Annotated in this window: 23 protein-coding genes; 13 read left to right on the plus strand and 10 right to left on the minus strand. The window is 63.2% G+C overall.

The window, feature by feature from the left end; translation table 11 throughout:
* The first annotated feature begins 34 nt into the window (after window positions 1–34).
* Both GSQ88_RS18305 and GSQ88_RS18310 read left to right on the plus strand, forming a co-directional pair.
* Entirely contained in the window at window positions 35–952 is a 918-nt protein-coding gene (locus GSQ88_RS18305) for an SDR family NAD(P)-dependent oxidoreductase (protein ID WP_159009132.1), read from the plus strand.
* A gap of 181 nt (window positions 953–1133) precedes the next feature.
* Window positions 1134–2378, plus strand: coding sequence for a BaiN/RdsA family NAD(P)/FAD-dependent oxidoreductase (locus tag GSQ88_RS18310; RefSeq protein ID WP_159009133.1), 1245 nt, complete (start codon window positions 1134–1136; stop codon window positions 2376–2378).
* Between the two features lie 106 nt (window positions 2379–2484).
* On the opposite strand, the gene GSQ88_RS18315 is transcribed toward GSQ88_RS18310, so the two are convergent.
* From GSQ88_RS18315 to GSQ88_RS18325, 3 genes are all read right to left on the minus strand, one after another.
* The gene (locus GSQ88_RS18315; RefSeq protein WP_159009134.1) at window positions 2485–3567 is read right to left on the minus strand and encodes a D-TA family PLP-dependent enzyme; all 1083 of its coding nucleotides are present in this window, start codon (window positions 3565–3567) and stop codon (window positions 2485–2487) included.
* 125 nt (window positions 3568–3692) lie between these two features.
* Window positions 3693–5513, minus strand: a complete 1821-nt coding sequence (locus GSQ88_RS18320) for an ABC-F family ATP-binding cassette domain-containing protein (RefSeq protein ID WP_159009135.1) — start codon at window positions 5511–5513, stop codon at window positions 3693–3695.
* Window positions 5514–5522: 9 nt separating this feature from the next.
* Window positions 5523–6020 (minus strand): YaiI/YqxD family protein, encoded by a 498-nt coding sequence (locus tag GSQ88_RS18325; RefSeq protein ID WP_159009136.1) that lies wholly within the window; start codon window positions 6018–6020, stop codon window positions 5523–5525.
* A 255-nt stretch (window positions 6021–6275) separates the two neighbouring features.
* On the opposite strand from GSQ88_RS18325, the gene GSQ88_RS18330 reads away from it, so the two are divergent.
* Complete coding sequence (locus GSQ88_RS18330; protein WP_159009137.1) at window positions 6276–7076, plus strand: hypothetical protein; 801 nt, start codon at window positions 6276–6278, stop codon at window positions 7074–7076.
* 167 nt (window positions 7077–7243) lie between these two features.
* Here GSQ88_RS18330 and GSQ88_RS18335 read toward each other — a convergent pair whose 3' ends face one another.
* A complete protein-coding gene (locus tag GSQ88_RS18335) occupies window positions 7244–9619 on the minus strand; it encodes a xanthine dehydrogenase family protein molybdopterin-binding subunit (RefSeq protein WP_159009138.1) in 2376 nt (791 codons plus the stop codon).
* Between the two features lie 192 nt (window positions 9620–9811).
* Between GSQ88_RS18335 and GSQ88_RS18340 the strand changes: the two genes are divergently transcribed.
* From GSQ88_RS18340 to GSQ88_RS18350, 3 genes are all read left to right on the plus strand, one after another.
* Window positions 9812–10939 carry a Ppx/GppA phosphatase family protein gene (locus tag GSQ88_RS18340; protein WP_159009139.1) on the plus strand — a complete coding sequence of 376 codons (1128 nt, stop codon included), beginning with the start codon at window positions 9812–9814 and terminating at the stop codon, window positions 10937–10939.
* Between the two features lie 162 nt (window positions 10940–11101).
* Window positions 11102–11791: an RlmE family RNA methyltransferase gene (locus GSQ88_RS18345; RefSeq protein WP_159009140.1), complete on the plus strand. Its 690-nt coding sequence runs from the start codon at window positions 11102–11104 to the stop codon at window positions 11789–11791.
* A 253-nt stretch (window positions 11792–12044) separates the two neighbouring features.
* Window positions 12045–13355: a glycoside hydrolase family 3 N-terminal domain-containing protein gene (locus GSQ88_RS18350; protein WP_159009141.1), complete on the plus strand. Its 1311-nt coding sequence runs from the start codon at window positions 12045–12047 to the stop codon at window positions 13353–13355.
* A gap of 26 nt (window positions 13356–13381) precedes the next feature.
* Here the strand turns inward: GSQ88_RS18350 and GSQ88_RS18355 are convergent, their stop codons facing one another.
* Window positions 13382–14854, minus strand: coding sequence for a DHA2 family efflux MFS transporter permease subunit (locus GSQ88_RS18355; RefSeq protein WP_159009142.1), 1473 nt, complete (start codon window positions 14852–14854; stop codon window positions 13382–13384).
* Window positions 14855–15177: 323 nt separating this feature from the next.
* Here GSQ88_RS18355 and guaB point away from each other — a divergent pair, with 323 nt between their 5' ends.
* The 5 genes from guaB (at window position 15178) to GSQ88_RS18380 (ending at window position 20808) form a co-directional block, all read left to right on the plus strand.
* Window positions 15178–16665 carry an IMP dehydrogenase gene (guaB, locus tag GSQ88_RS18360; RefSeq protein ID WP_174248066.1) on the plus strand — a complete coding sequence of 496 codons (1488 nt, stop codon included), beginning with the start codon at window positions 15178–15180 and terminating at the stop codon, window positions 16663–16665.
* Window positions 16666–16816: 151 nt separating this feature from the next.
* Window positions 16817–17440 (plus strand): hypothetical protein, encoded by a 624-nt coding sequence (locus GSQ88_RS18365; protein ID WP_159009144.1) that lies wholly within the window; start codon window positions 16817–16819, stop codon window positions 17438–17440.
* A gap of 135 nt (window positions 17441–17575) precedes the next feature.
* Window positions 17576–18604: an NADPH-dependent curcumin/dihydrocurcumin reductase gene (curA, locus tag GSQ88_RS18370; RefSeq protein WP_159009145.1), complete on the plus strand. Its 1029-nt coding sequence runs from the start codon at window positions 17576–17578 to the stop codon at window positions 18602–18604.
* A 148-nt stretch (window positions 18605–18752) separates the two neighbouring features.
* Complete coding sequence (locus GSQ88_RS18375) at window positions 18753–20351, plus strand: GMC family oxidoreductase (protein ID WP_159009146.1); 1599 nt, start codon at window positions 18753–18755, stop codon at window positions 20349–20351.
* A gap of 7 nt (window positions 20352–20358) precedes the next feature.
* A complete protein-coding gene (locus tag GSQ88_RS18380; protein WP_159009147.1) occupies window positions 20359–20808 on the plus strand; it encodes a gluconate 2-dehydrogenase subunit 3 family protein in 450 nt (149 codons plus the stop codon).
* 157 nt (window positions 20809–20965) lie between these two features.
* Here GSQ88_RS18380 and GSQ88_RS18385 read toward each other — a convergent pair whose 3' ends face one another.
* Window positions 20966–21163, minus strand: a complete 198-nt coding sequence (locus GSQ88_RS18385) for a hypothetical protein (RefSeq protein WP_159009148.1) — start codon at window positions 21161–21163, stop codon at window positions 20966–20968.
* A 177-nt stretch (window positions 21164–21340) separates the two neighbouring features.
* On the opposite strand from GSQ88_RS18385, the gene GSQ88_RS18390 reads away from it, so the two are divergent.
* Window positions 21341–21844 (plus strand): ester cyclase, encoded by a 504-nt coding sequence (locus GSQ88_RS18390; RefSeq protein WP_159009149.1) that lies wholly within the window; start codon window positions 21341–21343, stop codon window positions 21842–21844.
* 49 nt (window positions 21845–21893) lie between these two features.
* On the opposite strand, the gene GSQ88_RS18395 is transcribed toward GSQ88_RS18390, so the two are convergent.
* The 4 genes from GSQ88_RS18395 to GSQ88_RS18410 all read right to left on the minus strand — a co-directional run bounded on the left by GSQ88_RS18395 (window position 21894) and on the right by GSQ88_RS18410 (window position 25097).
* Entirely contained in the window at window positions 21894–22694 is an 801-nt protein-coding gene (locus tag GSQ88_RS18395; RefSeq protein WP_159009150.1) for an SDR family NAD(P)-dependent oxidoreductase, read from the minus strand.
* A 1-nt stretch (window position 22695) separates the two neighbouring features.
* Window positions 22696–23250 carry a carboxymuconolactone decarboxylase family protein gene (locus GSQ88_RS18400; protein WP_159009151.1) on the minus strand — a complete coding sequence of 185 codons (555 nt, stop codon included), beginning with the start codon at window positions 23248–23250 and terminating at the stop codon, window positions 22696–22698.
* A 24-nt stretch (window positions 23251–23274) separates the two neighbouring features.
* Entirely contained in the window at window positions 23275–24087 is an 813-nt protein-coding gene (locus GSQ88_RS18405; RefSeq protein WP_159009152.1) for an SDR family NAD(P)-dependent oxidoreductase, read from the minus strand.
* Window positions 24088–24257: 170 nt separating this feature from the next.
* Complete coding sequence (locus GSQ88_RS18410) at window positions 24258–25097, minus strand: metallophosphoesterase family protein (protein WP_159009153.1); 840 nt, start codon at window positions 25095–25097, stop codon at window positions 24258–24260.
* Between the two features lie 79 nt (window positions 25098–25176).
* Between GSQ88_RS18410 and GSQ88_RS18415 the strand changes: the two genes are divergently transcribed.
* Window positions 25177–26001 carry an amidohydrolase family protein gene (locus GSQ88_RS18415; RefSeq protein WP_159009154.1) on the plus strand — a complete coding sequence of 275 codons (825 nt, stop codon included), beginning with the start codon at window positions 25177–25179 and terminating at the stop codon, window positions 25999–26001.
* Window positions 26002–26067 lie beyond the last annotated feature (66 nt).

A 26067-nucleotide genomic window follows, 5' to 3' on the forward strand; every position in this document is an offset into this window, starting at 1 on the left:
CATGACGAAAGAACCGGTTCAGGAATCCTATCGCATGACAATCAGATTTGACGGACGCGTCGCCATCGTCACCGGCGCGGGCAATGGTCTTGGACGTGCACACGCCCTCGGGCTCGCGAGCCGTGGCGCCAAGGTCGTGGTCAACGATTTCGGCGGTGCCCGGGACGGTACCGGCGGCTCGCTGACCCCGGCGGACGCCGTGGTCGAGGAAATCCGCAAGGCCGGCGGCACGGCGATGGCCGACGGCGCGGACGTTTCGAATTTCGAGCAGGTCAAGGCGATGGTGGATCGCGCGACCAAGGAATGGGGCAGCGTCGATCTGCTGTGCGCCAACGCCGGCATCTTGCGTGATAAATCCTTCGGCAAGATGGAAGTCGCCGACTTCGCAAAGGTGCTCGACGTGCATCTGGTCGGCACGTTCTATTGCTGCAAGGCGGTGTGGGACGGCATGCGCGAGCGCAATTATGGCCGCATCGTCGTCACCACCTCGTCGTCGGGCCTCTACGGCAATTTCGGCCAGGCCAATTACGGCGCGGCGAAGACCGGCATGGTCGGCCTGATGAACGTGCTGGCCGAGGAGGGCCGCAAGAGCAACATTCGCGTCAACACCATTTCGCCGACCGCGGCGACCCGGATGACGGAGGAACTGTTGCCGCCGCAGGCGCTGGCACTGATGCGGCCGGAGGCGATTACGCCCGCGGTCGAATTTTTGCTGAGCGAGGACGCGCCGACCCGCACCATCATGGGCGCGGGCGCGGGGTCGTTCGCGGTGATCAAGATCCTGGAGAGCGAGGGCGTCAATCTGCCGGCCTCCGATTGGACCCCCGACGCGATCGCGGCGCATTTTGCCGAAATCAGCGATATGTCGAAGGCGAGGGCGCTGCAGGGCGCGTTCGAACAGACCCAGAAATATGTCGGGCAGGCCGCCGCGAGGGCTGGGGTGAAGCTGTAGAGCGATCGGCCGTCATTCGGGGTCCACGCGAAGACGCGTGTCCCGGAATGACAAACGTCGCTCGTCATGGCCGGGCTTGACCCGGCCATCCACGTCTTTGAGGATCAAAAAAGTAAGTGGTGGATGCCCGGGACAAGCCCGGGCATGACGACCTTTTACCAATCCGGCCTACACTGGCTCCATGTCATCTGCTCTTCCAAATCAAATCGCCATCGTCGGCGCCGGTCCCGCCGGCTTGATGGCGGCTGAAGTGCTGGCGCAAGGCGGTGCCGCCGTCACCGTCTACGACGCCATGCCTTCGGTGGGCCGCAAATTCTTGATGGCGGGGCGCGGGGGCCTCAATCTTACGCACAGCGAGGCGTTGCCGCAGTTTTTGACAAATTATGGCGAGGCGATGCCGCGCCTCAAGGCTGCGATCGAGGCGTTGCCGCCAAGCGCACTGCGAGAGTGGAGCGAAGCGTTGGGGCAGCCGACCTTCGTTGGTTCCAGCGGCCGGGTGTTTCCGAAGACGTTCAAGGCCTCGCCTTTGCTGCGCGCGTGGCTGCGCCGACTTGATGCCAGCGGCGTGCAATTCGCGCTGCGCCATCGTTGGACCGGCTGGAAAGATGATGGGCATCTTTCGTTCGAAACGCCGGAAGGGCGACGCACCGTGGAGACGCACGCCACGGTGCTCGCGCTCGGTGGCGCCAGTTGGCCTCGGCTCGGCTCTGACGGATCGTGGGTGGAAGCGCTGGCTGCGAAAGGTGTAGCCGTCTCACCGCTGCGGCCGGCCAATTGCGGGTTCACGGTGGCCTGGTCCGATATCTTCCGTGACCGCTTTCAAGGGCAGCCCTTGAAAGGCATTGCGCTGTCGTTCGGCGGGCACGTCGTGCGCGGCGAGGCGATGGTCACGGCGGCGGGGATCGAAGGCGGCGCGGTTTACGCGCTTTCGGCGCCGCTGCGAGAGGCTGTCGTCGATCAGGGGCAGGCGACGCTGCATGTTGCGCTACGGCCCGATCTCAAACCAAGCGACCTTGCCGCGCGACTGGCGGCGCCCCGGGCAAAACAGTCGTTTTCAAACTGGCTGCGCAAGGCGGCGCATTTGTCGCCGGTCGCCATCGGCCTGTTGCAAGAGGCAGCGTTCGCCTCCGGCGTATCGCTCTCATCGCTCCCCATGGCTGAGCTTGCGGAATGGATCAATGCGGTGCCGGTTCAGCTCAACGGCGTGGCATCCATTGCGCGCGCGATCTCCACCGCGGGCGGCATCGACTTCGACGAACTCGATGACGACTTTATGCTTCGCCGCTTGCCCGGCGTGTTCGCCGCGGGCGAAATGCTCGATTGGGAAGCCCCGACCGGCGGCTATCTGCTGCAGGCGTCGTTTGCGACGGGAGCGGCGGCGGGCAGGGGCGTGTTGAAGTGGCTGCAATCCAAACCGTCAAAGTAGGCCGTTCAGTTCGTCATTGCGAGCGCAGCGAAGCAATCCAGGGCTGCAAAGGAAGACTGGATTGCTTCGTTGCTACGCTCCTCGCAATGACGGAGTAGGGACGCAGTCAGCGCAGCTTCCCCCGTGCCGCTACCGGCAGCACGCCGACGATCTCCTCGCCGCGCACCATCACCACCTCGTCCATCATGTTGACGACGACGCAGACGTGATTGGGCACGATCCGTACGACGTCGCCGACATTGGGGCGGGTGTTGCTGCGGGCGAGATCGAGGAAGCCGTGCTCCTCGGCAAAGCGCGCGATCTTCGCTTCGGGGTGTTCGAGGATCAGGCCGTGGCCCTCAAGGCCGCCGCCGGTATCCGACGTCAGCGTCTTGGAGCCGGCATCGAGGATGCCGCGATCCGGACCGGCGCGGCTCACCACAGTCGCGTAGATGTTCAGTGCGCAGTCGTCCCAGGCCGCAACCCCGGCCGCGACCTGCATGCGGTCGTTGTAGATGTAGGTGCCGGGCCGGTGCTCGGTGGCGCCCTTGAGTTTTCCGAGATTCTTCAGGTTCGGCGAGCCGCCGGTGGAGACAATCGTCGCATCCAGGCCGTGTTCACGGATGCCCGCCAACGCCTCGTCGAAGAATTTCTGCGCCTCGGCCCAGCCGGTCTCGGTCGGGTAGAGCATGAAGCCGGCGAACTGCAATCCCTTCGAGGCCGCGATCTCGCGCGCCAGTGCGATCGCCTCGGCGGGCGTCTCGACCCCGGCGCGCTTGCGCCCGGTGTCGCATTCGACCACCACCGACAACGGACGGCCGGAGATTGCCGCCGCCTGCGGCAGGCCGCCGACCACCACCGAATTATCGACCGCAACCGTCATATTGGCCTTGGCCTGCAAAGCACCGAGCCGTGCCATCTTCTCGTCGCCGATCAGATTGTAGCTGATCAGGATGTCGTCGATGCCGGCGTCTGCCATTACCTCAGCCTCGCCGAGTTTCTGGCAGGTAATGCCCTTTGCGCCGGCGGCGATCTGCATCCTGGCCAACATCGGGCTCTTGTGGGTCTTGATGTGGGGGCGGTTGGCGACGCCGGCAGCATCGCAGGCGGCCTGGATCCGCGCGATGTTGCGCTCCACGCGATCCATGTCGATCACGGCGGCGGGTGTGCCGTATTCGCGGGCGATCTTGGCGGCAAGGGAGGTGGTCATCGTCATAGACTCCAATCAGTACCTTCGTCATCGCGAGCGAAGCGAAGCAATCCAGAGTCGCAAAGAAAGACTGGATTGCTTCGTCGCTGCGCTCCTCGCAATGACGGCAGAAAATCTTCCGCCGCCTAAGCTTGTTCTATCTCTTCGCGTAACACTTCAAGCTCGAGCCATTTATCCTCGGCTTCCTGCAATTCCTTTTGCGCCGTGGACAGCGCGGCAGAGGCGGAATCGAACTTCTTGCGATCCTTCTTGTACAGATTGGGATCGTCGAGGAACCGCTGCTGCTTGGCTATTTCAGCCTGTAGTTTCGCCATGGTCTTCGGCAGCGTTTCCAGCGCGTGCTTATCGTTGAAATTCAGCTTGCGCTTTGAGGCGCCGGAGGACGCCCCGGCCTTGGCGCCCTTGCCGGATTCCTTGCGGTCGTCAGCCGCAACCTTCGCCGCCTCGCGCTTCAGATCGGCGCCGCGCTGTTTCAACATGTCACTATAGCCGCCGGCATATTCGATCCAGCGGCCGTCACCTTCCGGCGCGATCACCGAGGTCACCACGCGGTCGAGGAAGTCGCGGTCATGGCTGATCAGGATCACGGTGCCCTCGTAGTCGCCGAGCATCTCTTCGAGCACGTCGAGGGTTTCGAGGTCGAGGTCGTTGGTCGGCTCGTCCAGCACCAGCAGGTTCGAGGGCTTTGCCAGCGCCCGCGCCAGCATCAGCCGGCCGCGCTCGCCGCCGGAGAGGACTTCCAGCGGCGTGCGCATCTGTTCCTGCGCGAACAAAAAGTCTTTCATGTAGCTGACCACGTGTCTTGGTTTGCCGCCGACCATGACGTTGTCGCTGCCGCCCCCGGTCAGAGCGTCCGCCAAGGTCGATTTCGGATCGAGGCTTTCGCGGTGCTGGTCGAGCGTCGCCATCTCGATATTGGCGCCGAACCGGATGCTGCCGCGATCCGGCGGTTTGCCGCCGGTCAGCATTTCGATCAGCGTGGTCTTGCCGGCGCCGTTCGGCCCGACGATGCCGATGCGGTCGCCACGCTGCACCCGGATCGAGAAATCCTCGACGATGCTGCGATCGCCATAGGTCCGGCCGATCCCCTTGGCCTCGATGATCAGCTTGCCTGATTTGTCCGCTTCGGAGGCGGCCAGATTGGCATTGCCGGCCGCACCCCGATAATCCTGCCGCTGCTCCCGCAGCGCATAGAGATTGCCGAGCCGCTTGACGTTACGCTTGCGGCGCCCGGACACGCCGTAGCGCAGCCAGTGCTCTTCATTGACGATCTTGCGGTCGAGCTTGTGCTGGTCGCGCTCTTCTTCAGCCAGCACCTCGTCGCGCCAGGCTTCGAAGGCGCTGAAGCCTTTGTCGATCTGTTTGATCTGGCCGCGATCGAGCCAGGCGGTGGAGCGCGACAGATTGGACAGGAAGCGGCGGTCATGGCTGATGATCACGAGCGCGCTGCGGCGGCTGCCGAGCTCGCTTTCAAGCCATTCGATGGTGGTGAGATCGAGATGGTTGGTGGGCTCGTCGAGCAGCAGAATGTCGGGCGAGGGCGCCAGCACCCGCGCCAGCGCCGCGCGGCGGGCTTCGCCGCCGGAGATATGCGCGGGGTCTTCGTCGCCATGCAAGCCGAGTTGTTCCAGCACGTAGCGGGCCTGATAGTGGTCGTCGCCCGGCGCGAGGCCGTCTTCGACATAGGCCAGCGTGGTCGCAAAGCCGGTAAAATCCGGCTCCTGCGGCAGATAACGTACGGTCGCACCGGGCTGCACGAAGCGGCTGCCGCTGTCGGGCTCGACCAGGCCGGCCGCGATCTTGAGCAGCGTCGATTTGCCCGAGCCATTGCGGCCGATCAGGCAAACGCGTTCGGCGGTCGATACCGACAGCTCGACGCCCGACAATAGCGGCGTGCCGCCGAAGGTCAGCTTGATGTCTTTTAGTTGAATCAGTGGGGGCGCCATAGGCTCACTTCAATCTTGTTTGATCGCAGGCTGGGTGGCCTGCTGGCGCTGGATGCGGCGAATGGTTTGATCGAGCGCCGACAGGAATGTCGAGCGGTCGCGCGGAGCATATGATTTGGGGCCGCCGGTGACCTCACCAGACGAACGCAGATCGGTCATCAGATTACGAACCGCCAAGGTCATGCCGATCGAGGCTTCCGTGAACGGCTTGCCGTTCGGGGCGATCACTTCGGCGCCGGCTTTGACGCAACGGCTCGCCAGCGGGATATCCGAGGTAATCACGATATCGCCCTTGCCGGCACGTTCCGCAATCCAGTCGTCGGCGGCGTCCATCCCGGAACCGGCAGCGATGCGCTCAATCATCGGATCCTGCGGCACCCGAATGAATTGGCCTGCGACCACGCTGACCGGCAGCGCGTGCCGGGCCGCGACGCGATAGATCTCGTCTTTTACAGGGCAGGCATCGGCGTCGACATAGATGCGGGTGGCGGTCAATTCGGGCGTCATCGGTTGGGGTTTGCTGGGGCTGTATGCCCTGTGCCGGGTGGTACTCCATTGCATGCAAAAATGCGAGGGAAACACCCGGCCAAACCGGCTTGCCACGGCACTTTGTCGGCGTAGGATTATGCCCAGAAAAGCAGCCCAGAGCCTGATCGGTTCTGATTTAATCAGAACCGGGCTCTGAATTTTTGTTTTGACGCGTTTTCTTCACGCGAACCGGGTGCCACTTCGCTCGAAAACGCTATAAATCAGGGAACAGGCATGACAGATCCGCTCGAAACCTACCGCGTATCGGCCTACAACACCTCAAAAATGTCGGAAAACAAGATTCACGACGACACCGTGGCGCGGAAATTCGGCTTCAGCGGCGGACTGGTCCCGGGCGTCGATGTGCTGGCCTACATGGTCCATGTGCCGGTGGCGAAATGGGGCCGGGCGTTTCTGGAGCGCGGCCTGATCGAGGCCCGCTTCGTCAAGCCGGTCTATGACGGCGAGTTCGCCGACGTTACTGGCCGCGAAAGTGATGGTGTGTTGTCGATCGCGGTGGACAGCCGCGGCGATCGCTGCGCCACCGGCACGGCATCGCTGCCGGCTTCGGTGCCGTCGTTCTCGATCTCGGATTACCGCGATGTCGCTGCGGTGGCCGAGCGGCGGCCGGTCAATTCGGCCTCGTACGAACTCGGCAAATGGCTCGGCAGTGCGCCGCGCGTCTGGGCCGGCGATGCCGCGACAGAATATCTGACGGATGTCCGCGAGGCCGATCCGATCTATGCCCGCGAAGGCCTCGGTCATCCCGGCATGTTGCAGAAAGTCATGAACAAGGTGCTGGTCGACAATGCCATCCTCGGCCCCTGGATTCACGTCGGCAGCCGGATGCAGCTGTTGTCGGCGGGCAAAGCCGGCGACGAGATCACCGCGCGTGCGAAAGTCACCGGCAATTACGAAAAGAAGGGTCACTTTTTCGTCGAGCTCGACGCGCTCGTGATCGCCAACGGCAAGACGGCGCTGGCGCATTGCCACCACATCGCGATCTATCAGCCGCGCGAGCAGGCGGCGGCGTAAACGCGCCGTCATTGCCGGGCTTTGGATTCGACCAGTGTCTTGAATTTCAAGTTCGTCATGCCCGGCCTTGTGCCGGGCATCCACGACTTTCTTTAGCGTTAAAGACGTGGATGGCCGGGACAAGCCCGGCCATGACGGAAAAAAACAACGGCGTTATTCCTCGCCGCCTACGCCGCTTTCGTCTTCTTCGCATCCTGAATGGCACGCCAGACCCGCTCCGGGGTCAGCGGCATGTCGATGTGCGAAATGCCGTATTCGGAGAGCGCGTCGACCACCGCGTTGACGAGGCAGACCAGACTGCCGGCGCAGCCGGCTTCGCCGCAGCCCTTGGTGCCCAGCGGATTGGATTTTGCCGGCGACGGATGATCGCTGACTTCCATCAGCGGAATGTCGCCGGCGCGCGGCATCGCGTAGTCCATGAACGAGCCGGTGATCGGCTGGCCGCTTTCGTCGTAGCTGACTTCCTCCATCAGCGCCTGGCCGATGCCCTGCGCGACGCCGCCATGCAGCTGGCCCGCGACGATCATCGGATTGACGACGACGCCGAAATCATTGACCGCGCTATAGCGCACGATCTGCACGATGCCGGTTTCGGGATCGAGTTCGACTTCCGCGACATGACAGCCGTTCGGGAAGGTCGAGGGCGTATCCTTGCTGTTGTGATCGACGTCGAGCGAGGAGGGTAGGCCTTCGGGCATCTTGCCCTCGCGGGTGCGGCGCGCCAGCTCCATGATATCGATGCTGCGGTCGGTGCCGGCGATGGTGAAGCGGCCGTTGGCGAATTCGATGTCGCCCTCGGAGGCCTCCATCAGATGGGCCGCGGCCTGCTTGCCCTTGGCGATCACCAGCGCGGAGGATTCGACGATGGCCTGACCGGTCGCGGTGATCGAGCGCGAGCCGCCGGTGCCGTTGCCGAAGCGGACAAGGTCGCTGTCGCCCTGTTCGAGGGTGACCTTCTCGAAGGGCACGCCGAGTTGCGCGCAAAGCACCTGCGCGAACGGCGTCGCATGACCCTGGCCGTAATCCAGCGTGCCGGTGGTCAGCTTCACCGAGCCGTCCGGCTCGAATGTGATCTTGCCGAGTTCGCCGCTCGGAGGCGCGGTGACCTCGAGATAGGAGCCGACCGCGATGCCGCGCAACTTGCCGTTCTTGCGGCTTTCCTTCTTCCGCTTGGCAAAATTGGCGTGATCGGAAATCTCCAGCGCCTTGTCGAAGACGCCCTGGAAGTCGCCGCTGTCATAGGTGACGCCGGAGGCGGCTGCGAACGGCAACTGCGCGGGCTTGATGAAATTGCGTTTGCGCAAGGTGAGCCGGTTGATGCCCATCTCCTCGGCGGCGCGGTCGATCAGCCGCTCCATGTAATAATTCGCCTCGGGCCGCCCGGCGCCGCGATAGGCGCCCATCAGCGTGGTGTTGGTCAGCACGGTCTTGATGTCGACGCCGAGCAGCGGCGTGCGGTAAACGCTGGCGAGATTCTTGCCGGTGTTGAGCGAGAGGGGGCCCGGCGAAACGCCGCTGATATAGGCGCCGAGATTGCCGTAACCGTTGAGACGCACCGCGAGGAACTTGCCGTCGCTGTCCAGCGCCAGCTCGGCATGGATGATCTGGGCGCGGCCCTGGCTGTCCGACAGAAAGCTGGTCGAGCGCTCGTCGGTCCATTTGACCGGCCGCCCCAGCGCCTTCGCCGCATGCAGGATGCAGGTATATTCGGGATAGCTGATGTTCTTCATCCCGAACGAGCCGCCGACATTCGCGGTCAGGATGCGAACCTTCTCCGCGGGGACGTTCAGGAGCTTGGCCAAGGTCGCCCGGTTGCCCGAAACGCCCTGGGTCGGCACCTGGATGGTGTAGCGCTCGCTGGTTTTGTCGTAGGCGCCGATCGCGACCCGCGGCTCCATCGACACCACGGCGACGCGGGTGTTGACGATATCGAGCTTGGTCACGTGGGCGGCGCCGGCAAACGCCGCATCGATCTTGGCGGTGTCGCCAAAATGATAATCCAGCGCCACGTTATTCGGGATGTGGTCGTAAAGCTGCGGCGCGCCGGGTTTTGCGGCCTCCTCGGCATTGGTCACCGCGGGCAGGGAATCGATCTCGAGCGCGACCGCCTCGGCCGCGTCGCGTGCCTGCGCCAGCGTTTCCGCCACCACGAACGCCACGGGATCGCCGACATAGCGCACCTTGTCGGTCGCGAGCGCCATGCGGTTGGTCTGCAGCAGTGGCGACCCGTCTCGGCTCTTCAGCGGCAGGCCGCAGGTGAATGGGCCGTAATTCGCCGAAGCAAGATCGGCCCCGGTCCAGACGCCGAGCACCCCCGGCAAGGCCTTGGCAGCCGAGGTGTCGATGCCCTTGAGGATGCCGTGGGCGTGGCTGGAGCGCACGATCCAGGCGTAGACCTGCCCGGGCAGGGCGAAATCATCGGTGTATTTACCCTTGCCGCGCACCAGGGTGTCGTCTTCCTTGCGCCGGACCGGCTGTCCGACGCCGTATTTTTGCAGTGCGATAGCGTTTTCCAGCGAGGACGGAGCGGTGTGATCTTGCATGTAAGGGACCTGAAATGCCGGCATTTGCACGATTTCGCGGCGGTGACCCCGAGATAAACCAGCGAAACCCCAACGACAACGCCTGATTGGGCATAGTCCTATGTGCCTGCTGTTGCGCGCCGGGCCGGCGCTGCTAAAGTTTCTGTGAACGGAACTCCCAGCCGGCCACGATGGCCGTGGAAAGACAGTTTGATGAACGACGATACGCGGCTTCGCGATGGCCTTGAGCCATGCGAAAGCCCGCAACAATCGGTCGCGGCGGTGAGCCCAAGCTTGTCGGGGCAAGGCCTGTCGGGACAAGGCTTGTCGGGGCAAAGCTCGCCCGCAATCAGCCATTCGGCGGGCGCCGGGACCGGCGTCTATGCCGCGCTCGACCTCGGTACCAACAATTGCCGGCTGCTGATCGCGTGTCCCACCGGCGATGGCTTTCGCGTGGTCGATTCGTTCTCGCGGATCATCCGTTTGGGCGAGGGCATCTCGACGACCGGCTGCATCAGCGACGCCGCGATCGAGCGCGCGATCGCGGCGCTGAGCATTTGCCGCGACAAGATTGCGTTGAGGAAGGCCCGGCGGCTGCGGCTGATCGCAACCGAGGCCTGCCGCGCGGCCGCCAACGCCGCCGGTTTCCGCGACCGCGTCGCGGCCGAAACCGGCATCCGGCTGGAGGTGATCGACCGCGAGACCGAAGCGGCCCTCGCGGTGCTCGGCTGCTCGCCGCTGCTCGACCCGGACGGGCGAGGCGCCATCCTGTTCGACATCGGCGGCGGCTCGACCGAACTGGTCCGGATCGAGCGCGATCCGACTGAGCCAAACGCGGCGCCCCGGATCAAGGCATGGATGTCGATCCCGCTCGGCGTCGTCACCCTGGCCGAGCGTTTCGGCGGCAGGGACGTCACGACGCAGTCCTATGCGTTGACGGTGCAGGAAGTGGCAAAACACATCGCCGGCTTCGCCGCCGAGCATGGTGGCGATCTCGAGGGGATGCATTTGCTGGGCACCTCCGGCACGGTGACGACGCTGGCCGGCGTGCATCTCAATCTGCAGCGATACGATCGCCGGCGGATTGACGGCGTCTGGATGAGCAACGCCGACATATCGGCGACCATCGCGCGCCTGCTCGCGATGAGCTATCAGGAACGCGCCGACAATCATTGCGTCAGCATCGAACGCGCCGATCTGGTGCTGGCGGGCTGCGCCATCCTCGACGCAATCCGTGATGCATTTCCACTGCCGCGGCTGCGGGTCGCCGATCGCGGCCTGCGCGAGGGAATGCTGGTCGAGATGATGCGCGAGGACGGCGTGCTCGGCATATGCCGGTAGGCGCATCATCCCGCGATGTGCTAGAGCCTTTTCCGTTCCGATGGAATCGGAACGGGGCTCTAGTCTTTTGTTTGGACGCGTTTTCTTCACGCGAACCGGTACCCACTTCGCTCGAAAACGCTCTAGAGCGCGGGCAACTGACACAAGGCAAGCAAGACAGATATGGCGAAGGACACCACCGGCCGGCTGCACGTCACGGTCAAGAGCGGTGGCAAGCGCAAGCTGTCATCGAAATTGTGGCTGGAACGCCAGCTCAACGATCCCTACGTAGCGCAGGCCAAGCGGGACGGCTTCCGCTCGCGCGCGGCCTACAAGCTGCTCGAGATCGACGACAAGCATCATTTCCTCAAGCAGGGCATCACGGTGGTCGATCTTGGCGCGGCGCCCGGCGGCTGGAGCCAGGTCGCGGCCAAGCGTACCGGTGCGGCCGACGGCAAGGGCAAGGTCATCGCGATCGATCTTCTGGAGATGCCGGAGATCGGGGGCGTCAGTTTCGCACAGCTCGATTTTCTTAAAGACGATGCGCCGGAAAAACTGCTGGCAATGCTCGGCGGGCGCGCCGATGTGGTGCTGTCCGACATGGCCGCCAACACCACCGGCCATCGCAAGACCGATCAGTTGCGTATCCTCGGTCTCGTGGAGGGGGCAGCGGCGTTCGCCGCCGACGTGCTCAATCCCGGCGGTACCTTCGTCGCTAAGGTGTTTCAGAGCGGCGCCGATGCCGATCTGCTGGCGCAGCTCAAGCGCGACTTTGCGACGGTCAAGCACGTCAAGCCGGCCTCGAGCCGGCAGGATTCCTCCGAGCGCTACGTGCTTGCGATCGGGTTTCGCGGTGGGTCAAAGGAATCGTAGAGTCGTAGGGTGGGCAAAGGCGCGCTCGCGCCGTGACCACCAACTATTTTTATCTTTTGCAACCATTGCTATGGTGGGCACGCTGCGCTTTGCCCACCCTACGGCGCCGCCGTTTTGCTTGGCAGAATTTCAGGATTGTCTTGCAGCTTTTGTGCAAACGCCGATCGGCACACGCAAGCGACATAAAGTCTTTGATAGCTGACGTTTCGCGGAGGCCGGCTGATCGGTCTCCGTCGCAACTCGGTTGTTTCGCATGCTCAAACGTCTGGCCACGATCGCACTCTGGTGCGTGGCGCCGGTCCTGATCTTCGTCAGCGCCAAACTCTACGATCCTTATCTCGTGATGATCCGCGGCTGGGGACATGTGGCTTTGATGATCAGCGAGCTTGCCGGGATCGGCGCGTTGCTCGTTTGCGGATATTGGCGTCGCGGAGGCGTCGCCGGCAAAGTCCTGGTCCTGCTGTGGTGCCTGGCGCCGCTGGCGATGCTGTCCGCGGTGACGGTTTTTCATGGGCGCAAGCACGCCGTGCTTCACGCGGAAGGCCGGCGGGCGCAGGAACTGGGACGACATTTTATCGTCGGCTATTCGTCGTTCGACGAGATTGCGTCGCTTGCCGCCAAGGGATTGATCGGCGGGATCTACGTCACCCGGCACAACATCGAGGGGCGCACGGCCGACGCCTTGAGATCGGAAATCTCGCAGCTTCAAGCGATACGAAGTGCGAGGGGCCTTCCACCCCTGATCGTCGCCGCGGATCAGGAAGGCGGCATCGTTTCCCACATGTCTCCACCGCTGACGGGACTGCCCGCGCTCGCCACGCTGGCGGCATTGCCGCCGGCCGAGCGGCTGGCGAAGGCCGAAGAGTTTGGTCGAACCCAAGGTCGTGAGCTGGCGGCGCTTGGGGTCACGCTGAATTTCTCGCCCGTCGTCGATCTGCTGCGGACCGGGGCGCCGAATCCACTCGACTTCAACAGCCTGATCAGCCGCCGCGCGATCTCGGGCGATCCGGAAGTCGTGGCGTCTATCGCGGCGGCCTATGCGCGAGGCCTCGAGGCCAATGGCGTCGAGGCAACGGTGAAACATTTTCCTGGCCTGGGGCGCGTGCAGGCGGATACCCATCATTTTCGCGCCGATCTCGCGACGCCGGTTGCCGAGCTGGAGGCCACGGACTGGATGCCGTTCCGTCAGGTTCTGGCGCGGTCGAGCGCCTATCTGATGGTCGGACATGTCGCGGTTACCGCGATCGATCCAAACAAGGCGGCATCGCACTCCAGGCGCGTCATCAACGATCTGATCCGGAATAAATGGGGGTATCAGGGCATCATCATCACCGACGACCTGGTGATGGGTCCGATCTACGAGCACGGCGTATGTGCCGCCGTCGTCGAAGCCCTCAATGCAGGCGTGGATTTGCTGCTGGTCGCCTATGACGGTCTTCAGTTCTACCGCATGTACGATTGCGCGCTCGGCGCTTCGACGGGAGGGCGGTTGGATGAAACGATGCTGAACAACAGCCTCGCGCGGTTGAGCTCGAAAATTCCCGCGGCAGGCCGGGGTGAGTGAAGGCGCCGCGTGGCGCCACGCGGAAACTATCCGAGCCGCTGATCGCGCGCGTTGGCGGTCTCGGTGGCGGCGGTCTCTTCCGGTTCGGCGTCGCGCTCCGGCGGGGCAACGACGACAGCGCCGCGGCCTGATACCTGATGACCGGCGTCAACCGGCATCTCCCAGAAGAAATATGCCGATAGTGTCGAGATCACCGACACCACGATGAAGGCGGGCGCGAACAGACCGGCGCTCAGGTCGGTCACATGGTGCAGCCACATGGTGGATTCCACCGAGGCTGCCCCGACGGCGACGCCGGCGGACACCGCCAGTTGCTGGTTGACGCTGACCAGCGTGGTGGCGCGGCTCATCAGCTCCGGTTCGACTTCGGCGTAGGCCAAAGTGTTGATCGCGGTGAATTGCAGCGAACGGAAGAAGCCGCCGACCACCAGCAGGATCATGATCAGCAGCAATGGCGTCGAGACCGTGAACAGCGCGCAGGCCGCGAGGAAAACGGAACTGACGATGGCGTTGATGGTCATGATGCTGCGAAAGCCGAAGGTGCGGATGATGCGCGCCGCCAGTGTCTTCATGCCCATGGCGCCGGCCGCCGAGGCGAAGGTCACGAGGCCGGAGCGCAGCGGCGACAGGCCGAATCCGATTTGCAGCAACAGCGGCAGCAGGAACGGCAACGAACCGATACCGAGCCGGAACATGAAGCCGCCGATGATGCTGGCGCGCATCGTCGGCAATCGCAGCAGCGAAAAATCCAGCACCGGCGAGGCCGTCCGGCGGGCGTGGATCACATAGAGCGTCATCGAGATGCTGCCGACCGCAACCAGCGCGATGACGAAGCTCCACGGCAACAGATTGAGGCCCGCGACCGACAGCCCGAACGCGATGCCGCCAAGACCTACTCCCGCCAGCACCAGCCCGTAGAGATCGAAACGCTCGGGGTTATCGCTGCGGATCGGATCGATATAGCGCAGCGCCATCACGATGCCGAGCAATCCGATCGGAATGTTGATCAGGAAGATCCAGTGCCAGGTCAGATAGGTCGTGATGAAACCGCCGAGCGGCGGACCAAGAACGGGCCCGACCAGCGCCGGCACCGTCACCCACGCCATCGCATTGACCAGCGCGCTCTTGTCGATCGAGCGCAGCAGCACCAGACGCCCGACCGGCGTCATCATCGCCCCGCCAAAGCCCTGTACGATGCGCGCGATCACGAAATCGGTGACGGAGTGGGAGAGCGCGCATCCGATCGACCCCACCATGAAGACCGCGATCGCCAGGCTGAACACCATCCGCGCGCCGAAACGGTCGGCGGTCCAGCCGCTCGCCGGAATGAACACCGCCAGCGACAGCAAATAAGAGGTGATCGCAAGTTTCAGGGTCAGCGGGCTGGTGCCGATGTCGGCCGCGATCGCCGGCAGCGAGGTCGCGATGACGGTGGAATCCATGTTCTCCATGAACAAGGCAGTGGCCACGATGAGCGGGATCAGGCGTTCTCTGGTCATTGCTTTTTCAGGGGGAGCAGGAGGGGCAGGGATGCCGGGGCTGTATCACCCCATGGTCGCACAAGCCATTGCGGAACCGCCGAAACCACCTAAATCCCGTGTGACGCCGCCGTGAAGGGCCATTTGCGCCGTCCGGGGCCCACGAAAACGCTGTGCATGGCAGGCAAACGCTTTGATTCGGCGGGCTGCCATGCTATCGACCGCCGCCAACCCTACCGATGGGCTCGATTCGCCGGCGTTGCCATTGCATCGCCGACCAAGCCGCTCATCCCGAAGGTCTATCGCGGCGAACGAGCCGCCGAATGGAGTTGGTAATGGCGCTGATGCAGGGACTGCAAGCTATACGCGAAGCCTATACGTTCGACGACGTGCTGTTGAGGCCCGGCCATTCGGATATCCTGCCCAGCGAGGCCGATATCCGTTCCCACGTCACCCGCGCCATACCGCTCAATATTCCGATTATCGCCTCGGCGATGGATACCGTGACCGAGGCGCGCATGGCGATCGCGATGGCGCAGGCCGGCGGCATCGGCGTCATCCACCGCAATTTCGATGTCGAAGGCCAGGCCGCCCAGGTGCGGCAGGTCAAGAAGTTCGAATCCGGAATGGTGGTCAATCCGCTCACCATCGGGCCCGATGCGATGCTCTCGGACGCGCTGTCTTTGATGAGCGATCATGGATTTTCCGGCATTCCGGTGGTCACCGGTGCGGCCAAGGGCGTGCCGGGCAGGCTGGTCGGCATTCTCACCAACCGCGACGTGCGGTTCGCGACCGATCCGCGGCAGAAAATCTCGGAATTGATGACGCACGAAAACCTGGTGACGGTGCGCGAGGGCGTCAGCCAGGATGAGGCGAAGCGGATGCTGCATCAGCATCGCATCGAAAAGCTGTTGGTGGTCGACGATCAGTATCGCTGCGTCGGGTTGATCACGGTCAAGGACATGGAAAAGGCGGTCGCGCATCCGCTCGCCTGCAAGGATGCGCAGGGCCGGCTGCGGGTCGCCGCGGCGACCACCGTCGGCGAGGGCGGCTACGAGCGCACCGAGCGGCTGATCGAGGCCGGCGTCGATATCATCGTCGTCGACACCGCGCACGGCCATTCGTCGCGGGTGCTGGAAGCGGTCAATCGCATCAAGCGGCTGTCCAACGCGGTACAGGTGATCGCCGGCAACATCGCCACAAAGGAAGGCGCGCAGGCGCTGATCGATGCCGGCGCCGATTCGATCAAGGTCGGAATCGGGCCCGGTTCGATCTGCACCACGCGGATCGTCGCCGGCGTCGGCGTGCCGCAACTGACCGCGATCATGGATGCGGTAGAAGCCGCCAAGAAAGCCAATGTGCCCGTGATCGCCGATGGCGGCATCAAATTTTCCGGCGATCTGGCCAAGGCGCTGGCCGCCGGCGCCGACATTGCCATGGTCGGCTCCTTGCTGGCCGGCACTGACGAGACGCCGGGCGAAGTGTTCCTGTGGCAGGGCCGTTCCTACAAGGCCTATCGCGGCATGGGTTCGGTGGGCGCGATGGCGCGCGGCTCGGCCGACCGCTACTTCCAGCAGGATATCAAGGACACCCTCAAGCTGGTGCCGGAAGGCATCGAGGGCCAGGTGCCCTACAAGGGCCCGGTCGGCAACGTCATGCATCAGCTCGCCGGCGGCCTTCGCGCGGCGATGGGATATGTCGGGGCGCGGAATATCGCCGAATTCCACGAGAAGGCGCAATTCGTCCGCATCACCGGCGCGGGCCTGCGCGAGAGCCACGTTCACGACGTCACCATCACCCGCGAAGCCCCGAATTATCCGGGCGGCGGCTAGGCCTTAATTAGGCCACCAATCGGCCGGCGAAACGCGATACCTTTGGCGCGAGGCGGCGCCGGCTCCGGCGCCAACAGCGACGGGGGTGCGTTGCTGCCGTATTCCTCACGCGATTTACCGCAACACAATTCGAAAAGAGAAGTTGGTCATCATGGTCGATTGGTCGGACGAAAAGCTTGCCGCACTTGCAGACAAGGATCTGAAAACCCTGCTGGCCAATGCGGAACGAAAATCTGCCACCGACCTGGTCGCCAAATGCACGGCCGAGCTCGAAAAGCGCGATGCCGCCAAGCCGCGCAAGACGGCCAAGCCGCGCACCGAACTGAAGGAGTTCGAGCATACGGTCGCCGGCGAACTGGCCGCGGTCGGCAAGGAGATGGCCGACAAATACGACCTGTCGGAAGAAACCGCCAAGACGAAATCGGCCGGCATCAAGGGGTTTCGCTCGCACAAACTGCTGGACGCCCAGGGCCATGCCAAGCTCGGCGGCAGCCAGCGTGACGGCACGGTGGCGGTCGATCGCTATATTTCGTACCGCCTCGGCAACGACATCGTGACGCTGGGCGTCTGGCTGCTCAAGGACGCAGGCGTCGAGAGCCGCGAATTCCATGTCAGCGGGCCGGCCGCGATCATCGAAGGCGGCAAGTCTTTTTCCGAGGCGCGACCGGGGATTTCGGAAAAGGACCTGAAGGAAACGCGGTTGATCCTCAGCTTCAACGATTTGCCGAGCGCTGCGGCCGCGTTCGACGCCGCGCTGGCAAAAATCACGGCGTGATTTCAGCGATTGTGGTACGGATTTAAGAACTCGTCATTGCGAGGAGCTCTTGCGACGAAGCAATCCAGTGTTTTCTTGTAGCCCTTGGATTGCTTCGCTACGCTCGCAACGAAAACAAAATTGGAGGAGATCAGGATGTCCCAGGCCAAGCGTGTCGTTCTTGTTTCGCGTCCCAAGGGCGAGCCCCGGGCATCGGATTTCCGTGTCGAAAAATATGCGCCGCCGGCGCCCGGCGATGGGCAGGTGCTGCTGCGTACCGTCTGGCTGTCGCTCGATCCCTATATGCGCGGACGCATGAGCGATGGACCTTCCTACGTAGCACCGGTGCCGATCGGCGGCGTGATGGAGGGCGGCACGGTCTCCGAGGTGATCGTTTCGAAGAATCCGGGTTTTGCCAAAGGCGACATCGTTTTGTCGCGCGCCGGCTGGCAGACCCATGCGCTGTCCGACGGCGCTGGTCTGCGAAAGATCGATCCAACGCTCGCACCGGTCTCGACCGCGGTCGGCGTGCTCGGCATGCCCGGCATGACCGCCTATACCGGGCTGCTCGATATCGGCAAGCCGCAGCCCGGCGAAACGGTAGTGGTGGCGGCGGCTTCCGGCGCGGTCGGCTCGGCGGTAGGCCAAATCGCGAGGATCAAGGGCGCGCGCGCCGTGGGCATCGCGGGCGGCAAGGACAAATGCGATTACGTCACCAGGGAGCTTGGCTTCGATGCCTGCCTCGATCACCGCGATCCCGATCTGGCTTCCAAGCTGAAGGAAGCCTGCCCGAAAGGCATCGACGTCTATTTTGAAAATGTCGGCGGCGCGGTGTTCGAAGCGGTGTTTCCGCTGCTCAACGCGTTCGCGCGCGTACCGGTCTGCGGCTTGATCGCGCATTACAACGACACCGAAGCCCACGCGCCAAAATGGGCCTCAGCGATGATGCGCGCTGTGCTGACAAAACGCCTGAACATCCGCGGCTTCATCGTCAGCGACTTCGCCGCACGCCATGGCGATTTCCTGCGCGACATGTCGGGCTGGGTGCGCGAGGGCAAGGTCAAGCACAAGGAGTTCGTCACCGAGGGGCTCGATAGCGCGCCCGACGCCTTCATGGGGCTTCTGAAGGGCGCCAATTTCGGCAAGCAACTGGTGCGCGTCGGACCCGATAAGGTTGGAGCATGATCCGGAAAAGTGGATACCGGTTTTCCGAAGAGATCATGCTCAAATAAATAGATAGAGTGGGATGACGATTCGAAGATAAGTCATCCCGCTCTAGGCTTCCGGCTCGCGCAAGATCGCTCAATATCGGTCAATAAAAAACGGAGCGGGAATGAATAAACCCGTCGATGTCCTGATTATCGGCGCCGGTGCCTCCGGCGCCGCGGTGGCGTGGAGCCTCGCCGACACCAAGATGCACATTCTCTGCCTCGACCAGGGCGGCTGGATGAGTCAGACCGAATATCCGAGCACCGGGCGAGACTGGGAGGCGCGCTTCTATGGCGACTATTCGCCGAGCCCCAATATCCGCGCCCGGCCCGAGGATTACCCTGTTAACGACGACAATTCGCCGATCAAGGTGGTGAATTTCAACGGCGTCGGCGGTTCGACGGTGATGTACACCGCGCATTGGCCGCGCCTGCATCCGTCCGATTTTCGCGTCAAGACACTGGACGGCGTCGCCGACGACTGGCCGATCGATTACGATACGCTGGCGCCGTTCTTTGCCGAGAACGACCGGATCATGGGCACCTCCGGGCTCTCTGGTGATCCTGCTTCGCCGTTGACCGATCCGCCGATGCCGCCGCAGCCGCTCGGCCGCTCCGGCGCGATCTTAGGCCAAGCGATGAACAAGCTCGGCTGGCACTGGTGGCCGTCGGACACAACTGTCGCCACCATGGATTACGAGGGGCGGGCCCGCTGCATCAACCTCGGCCATTGCACGCCGGCCTGCGCGCAGGGCGCGAAAGCCTCTACCGATATCACCTACTGGCCGTTGGCCTTGCGCGCGGGTGTCGAGCTGCGCACGCATTGCCGGGTACGCGAGATCGTCACCAATGACGAGGGCATGGCGTCAGGCGTGATCTACTACGACAAGGATGGCGTCGAGCAATTCCAGGCAGCCGAAGTCGTGGTGATCGCCTGCAACGGCATCGGCACGCCGCGACTGCTGTTGAATTCGGCCTCCAAGCATTTTCCCGACGGGTTGGCCAATTCGAGCGGACTGGTCGGCAAGAACCTGATGTTTCATCCGTACAGCCAGGTCTACGGCTATGTCGAGCAGCCCACCGACTCCAACCGCGCGCCGCCGACCTGCCTCTGGAGCAAGGAATTTTACGACACCGATTTGTCGCGCGGCTTCGTGCGCGGCTATGGCATCCAGTTCGGCCGTGGTGCCGGGCCGGTGTTCGAGGCCGTCGCCAGCGAGGCCAAGGGCATCCTGCCATGGGGCGCGGATCACCACCGCGTCTTTCGCAAGCTCAACGGCCACCGCATTGCCGCGTCGGCGATCTGCGAAGATCTGCCGGAAGAACATAACCGCGTCACGCTCGATCCGGTGTTGAAGGACAGCCACGGCATTCCCGCGCCGCGGATCGATTACACCATCAGCGAGAACAGCGCGAAGATGATGGAGCACGGCATTGCCCGTGCCAAGGAGGTGTTGGCCGCGGCCGGCGCGACCGACATCTGCGTCAATTCTCCGATCCTCTATGGCGGCTGGCATCTGCTCGGCACCGCGCGCATGGGCAGCGATCCCAAGCGCTCCGTGGTCAATGAATGGGGCAGGTCGCACGACGTGAAGAATCTGTTCATCGTCGATGGCAGCGTGTTCGTCACGTCGGGGGGCGTCAACCCGACCTCGACGATCCAGGCCATCGCGCTCTACGTCGCCGACCAGATGAAGCAACGTCTGGCCAATTTGTTCGATTGAGGCAGTCATGTCCGTGGAAACAAATCTCACAGCGGCTCAACGCGACGATTTACGTGCGGTCGCTGCGATGATCATTCCAGCCAGTACCGAATACAACGTGCCCGGCGCCGATGATGCGGTCATTCAGGCCGACATGCTGGCGACACTCGGCCGCGATGCACCGGCGGTCAGCGCCGCGCTCGATCATCTGGCGCGGCTTGCCGGCCAACCGTTGGCCCGTCTCGACCCAGCACGCCGCGACGCCGTGGCAAAGGAATTCCGCGCCTCCGGCGGACCTGCTGCCGCCACGCTCGTTCGCGTGGTGCTGCAATGCTACTATCGCGATGATCGCGTGTTGCGTTCGCTAGGGCTCGAGTTGCGGCCGCCGTTTCCGAAGGGCTACGAGTTGGAGCAGGGCGACTGGTCGCTGCTCGATCCGATCAAGGCACGGCCATCGACATTGCGGCGAACGAGCTAGTTTCGCGCACACAAACAAAGCTTGATCACGTCATTGCGAACGCAGCGAAGCAATCCAGTTCTTTTCTTTGCCCCTGGATTGCTTCGTCGCAAGAGCTTCTCGCAATGACGAACAATTAAGCCGCGATGCTTACCCGCGCGACACACCTTCTCGATCGCTAACAAGGCGTTCGCTTGAGAGGCACGATATTGGTAGGCGGCGTCTCGGCAACGGGGTTCGGACCGGCCTGGACCATGCCGTCATCTCTTGTGAAGAGTTCGGAGCGCGGAGCGGTCGCCATGCGATCGAACAGCGCTTGCAACTCGGGGCGAAGCCCGTCGCCGCGCAAGGCAGCGATCAAGTGGAAATTTCTCATGACGTGCTCCTGCGTGTTTAGGGCACAGTAGGAATTTTGAATCAGAGAGCCACCCGATTACCGGGCGCCGCGATGGATCTTCGCACATCAGGCGCGCGGCCAATCCGGAAATCGGGTGGCGCGGCACAGCTCGCGACGGTCTACTCCTGCGCATCGAGACGCAACGGAGATGATCTGATGTCACAGGATAACAAGGATATCGTAGCGCGCTGGTTCAAGGAATTCTGGGGCAACCCCTGGAATCCGAGAATCGTCAACGAACTCGCGACGGCCGATATATTGATGCACTACCCGATGCATGAACCGAGGAAAGGGCGCGCTGACGTCGTGGATTTCATGACGGAGTTTCGCGATGCCTTTCCCGACCTGAATTTCAACGGCGTCGGCAATCTGATCGCGGAAGGCAATTACGTCGTGGGCCGCTGGCAAGGTGGCGGCACCCACACCGGGCCGGCCTTCAGTGATTTTCGCATGGGTTCGATCCCGGCTGCTTCAGGTCGAAAGATGAAGTTTTCGGGAACGTCGGTTCTTCGCCTGGAGCAGGGACGGATCGCCGAGGAGTTGGGACAGGAAGACGCGTTGAGCGCCATGCTCCAACTCGGTCTCATTCGAACGCCCGAACCGGATGCGTCGGCGGCGAGGCCCGGCGGCGCGCTGCCGCCGGGATGGAATAATATGTAAAGTCGTGGCGAAGGCGGGGCGCCGGGTTGCTTGCGCCCCGCCGCGCGGCTTATCCCCGCCGCACGCTGGAGCCGCCGTCGACCGGCAAGGTCACGCCGGTGATAAAACTGGCTTCGTCGGAGGCCAGAAACAACGCGGCATTGGCGACGTCCCAGCCGGTGCCCATCTTCCTGCGCAAGGGCACCTGGGCGTCGCGCTCGGCTTCGACCTCGGCGCGGGTTTTCTTGAACTCGCGCGCGCGGGTATCGACCGCCATCGGCGTGTTCATCAGGCCGGGCAGGATGACGTTGGCGCGGATGCCGTATGCCGCGTTCTGATAGGCGAGCTGCTCGGTGAACGACACCATCGCCGACTTGGTCGCCTTGTAGGCCACGTAAGGGTAGCTGGTGATCACCGCCATCGAGGAGATGTTGATGATGACGCCGCTCTGTTGCGCGCGCATGATCGGGATCACGTGCTTGGCGGCGAGGATACAGCTCTTGAGGTTGATCGCGATGCAGCGGTCGAGCGCGTCCTCGGTGATGTCGAGCAATTCGGCGTCGCCGCCGGACAGGCTGACGCCGACATTGTTATGCAGGATGTCGACGCGACCCCAACGCTGCTGGGCGTCGGCCACCATCGCCTTGAGCTCGGCATTTTTGGTCACGTCGGCCTTGAAGGCCGCCGCCGCTCCACCTTTGGCCGCGATCATGTCGACCGTCTCCTGGGCAGACTCGAGATGGTGATCGACGCACAGCACCCTGGCGCCTTCGCGCGCAAAGGTAATTGCGGTGGCGCGGCCGTTGCCGATGCCTTCGCCCGGCGACTGCCCGGCGCCGACGACGATGGCGACACGATCTTGCAGACGCATGTCAGTTCACTCCCGGGATCGGGTACTGTTGCAGTACCTCTTTGTAATAGGGTTCGTTGTCCATCTTCATGGTCGCGAGCACGCGAACCACGGCGCAATAGAACGCGATGGTGACGACGAGATCGGTCATCTGCTCGTCGGAAAGCTCTCGCTTGATTTCGGCGAAAGTCGCATCCGACATCGCGAGCTCGCGCACCATCTCGCGGGCGCCTTTCAGGATCAGTTTTGCCAGCGGCTCGAGACTGGAGGGCTTGCCCTCGGTCTCGACCATCATCGCCTCGATATCGGCGTCGGTGACACCGAATTCCCTGCCGATCTTGACGTGGTGGGTGAATTCGTACTCGGATTTTTCCATCCAGCCGACCTGGAGGATCGCGAGTTCGCGCAGGCGCGGGTCGAGCTTGCTCTTGAAGCGGATATAGCTGCCCATGCCGTTGAAGGCGCGCGCCATGTCGGGCGAGTTGACCAAAAGCTTATGCAGATTGGTGTTGCGCTTGAGCATGTCGCGATATTCGGGCGCGACCTGGTCGGCCTCGAGATAGGGCAGGCGGGCCATTTTGGTGGTTCTCCCTTGGTGATCTTAATGAGGTTGCGATTCGCGTTCCGGGGCTTGCAGCGTGACGCCGCCATCGACCACCAGCACTTGGCCCGTGATGTAACGCGCGTGGTCGGAGAGCAGGAATTTGACGGCGTGGCCGACGTCCCAGCCGGTGCCCTCGGTCTTCAGCACGGACGCATTGGTGCGCTGGGTGCGCGCTGCATCGGTCATGCCGCGGGCGTAAACCATCGGCGTGTACATCGGGCCGGGGCAGATGCAGTTGACCCGAATGTTGTCGCGGCCGTGATCGACCGCCATCGCCTGGCTCAGCCCGATCACCGCGGCCTTGGAGGTCGTATAGGTGGTGAGGCCGCGCGGCCGCAGCGCCGAGATCGAGGAGATGTTGACGATCGCGCCGCCGTTTGCCGTCTTGATCATGGCCGGGATGGCGTATTTCGACAGCAGGAACATGGTCTCGACATTGACCTGCATCACCCGCCTATATTCGTCAGGCTTTTCGTCGACGACGCTGCCCCGGCTGCCGATCCCGACATTGTTGTCGAGAAAATCGAGCCGGCCGAAGCGGTCGACAGCGGCTTCGACCAGCGCCTTGCATTCGGCCTCGCTGGTGACGTCGCTGGCCATCGCCGCCGCGGTGCCGCCTTCGGAGTGGATCATCTCGGCGGTGCGCTCGGCGAGCACAAGATCGCGGTCGGCCACCAGCACCTTGACGCCGGCGCGCGCCAGCAGGATCGCCGCGGCCCGACCGTTGCCGATACCGTCGCCCGCGGCGCCGCCACCGCTGATGAGTGCGACCTTGTCGGCCAAGCCGGCATCGTCCTCGGGCCCCTTCATCGCGTTCCTCTTTTTTGTCTTTTCTTGTCTTTTTTCTTGGGCTGGTCCGCGCCCGGTATGAACCGGGAACGCGTCCGCTATCGTGGTCATAGCAGAGGTGATCATAGCAGGCTTGGCGCGGCCATGTCGTCGGGGTGTTTTGGGATTGCAGACCCGAGTTCCGTGCAGGCTCAGCTTTGCGCTGCCTCGGCCATCAACTCGTCCAGATCGATGTCGAGCTGGCCCGGCGCCCTGACATGACGGACTTCGAAACTGTCGGGCGCAAAGCGATATTCGACCAGCCCGACTTCCTTGAGGCCGATCGCCTGCTGCCTTGCATCCGAAATAATGAAGGCGGCGGAGGGCGCCCAGATCTGGCGGATGCCGGAATAGGTAAAATCCCGCCGCTGATGGACGTGGCCGCTCGCCACCAGCCTGATATCGACGGCCCGCAGCATCTCGATGAGGCGGCTGCGGGCCGGCATCGGCACGTAGCGGAACGAGGTCTCCGCGCGTTCGGGATCGTCCGGCGCGTTCATAAAAAGCGGCTTGTGCAGGAACAGCGCCAGCGGCTTGCCGCCGGTCGCGGAAAGCTGCGACGCCAGCCAGTCGAACTGCTCGGCTTCATCGGCAAGCCCGCTGTTCATGATCAGCGAATTGAGGCCGATGAAGCACCAGCCGGCGGCCTCAAACTGCCAGCGGCCTTCGCCGACGATGGTGCGATAGGCCGCCAGCTTCGCATCGGTGATTGGATGAATTAGCGGCGGGCCAACCTGGGTCGGGTTGTCACCGATATCGTGATTGCCGGGGAGAAAGCGGCAGGCGACCGGAAGCGCCTGGTGCAGCGCTGCGGCGAATTCGAGGTCGCCCGGGTTGCTCGGTCCATCGAACGCGAGGTCGCCGCTGTTGATCACGAGATCGGGGCGCTTGACGTCAATGTATTCGCTGATGCGGTGAAAATTGTCGGTCAAACGGGGCAGGCGGCGGGCAAGATGGGTATCGGAAATCTGGGTCAGGCGAAATAGGGGCATGCCATGTTCCTTCCTGGGTGCATACTATCGGCGCCCGACGTCGGAAAAATGAAAAAGAAACTTCGCGGAAAGGAATGTCATGAAGATCATCGACGCCCAGGTCCACATCTGGTCGAAAACGGTGACGCCGCCCACCGGCCTGCACCGCAAGGTCGAGCAGTTCACGGCCGAGCAATTGCTGACGGAAATGGATGAGGCCGGCGTCGATGCCGCGCTGATCCATCCACCCGGCGGCTGGGATCCCGATTCCAACGCGCTCGCGGTCGAGGCCGCGCGCAAATATCCCAGGAGGTTCGCGGTGATGGGCCAGTTTGCGCTCGATGTGGCCGACAATCGCGGGCTCATTCACGGCTGGCGCAACCAACCGGGCATGCTAGGCCTGCGCTGGCCGTTCCTGCAACCGGCGCAGCGCAAATTGCTCGACGATGGCGCGGTTGAATGGCTGTGGCCGGCGGCGGAGAAAGCCGGCCTGCCGCTCGCCATGATGGGCGGAATGTTTCTGCCGAAGTTTCGCGAGATCGCCGAACGCCATCCGAACTTGCGGCTGTTGATCGATCATTGCGGCCTCAACCGCCACGGCCAGGATGCCGAGGCTTTTGTCCATCTCGACGAATTGGTAGCGCTGGCAAAATTGCCGAACGTCGCGGTCAAGGCGACCGGCGCGCCGCATTATTCGACGGAACGCTATCCATTCCGCAATATCCAGTACGGGCTGCACAAGATATTCGACGCGTTCGGGCCGAAACGGATGTTCTGGGGCACCGACATCACCCGCATGCCATGCAGCTATCGTCAATGCGTGACACTTTTTACTGAGGAGTTGTCATGGCTTAGGGGCAGCGATCTGGAAGATGTGATGGGCCGCGGCCTGTGCCAATGGATTGGATGGGACTGCTCCTTTTAGTACAAAAGCGACGTGATCACCGGACTACGCCCTCGAAGGTGATACTGATACGCAAGGGTGATATTG

The sequence above is a fragment of the Bradyrhizobium sp. S69 genome (assembly GCF_009766005.1).
Taxonomy (GTDB): Bacteria; Pseudomonadota; Alphaproteobacteria; order Rhizobiales; family Xanthobacteraceae; genus Bradyrhizobium.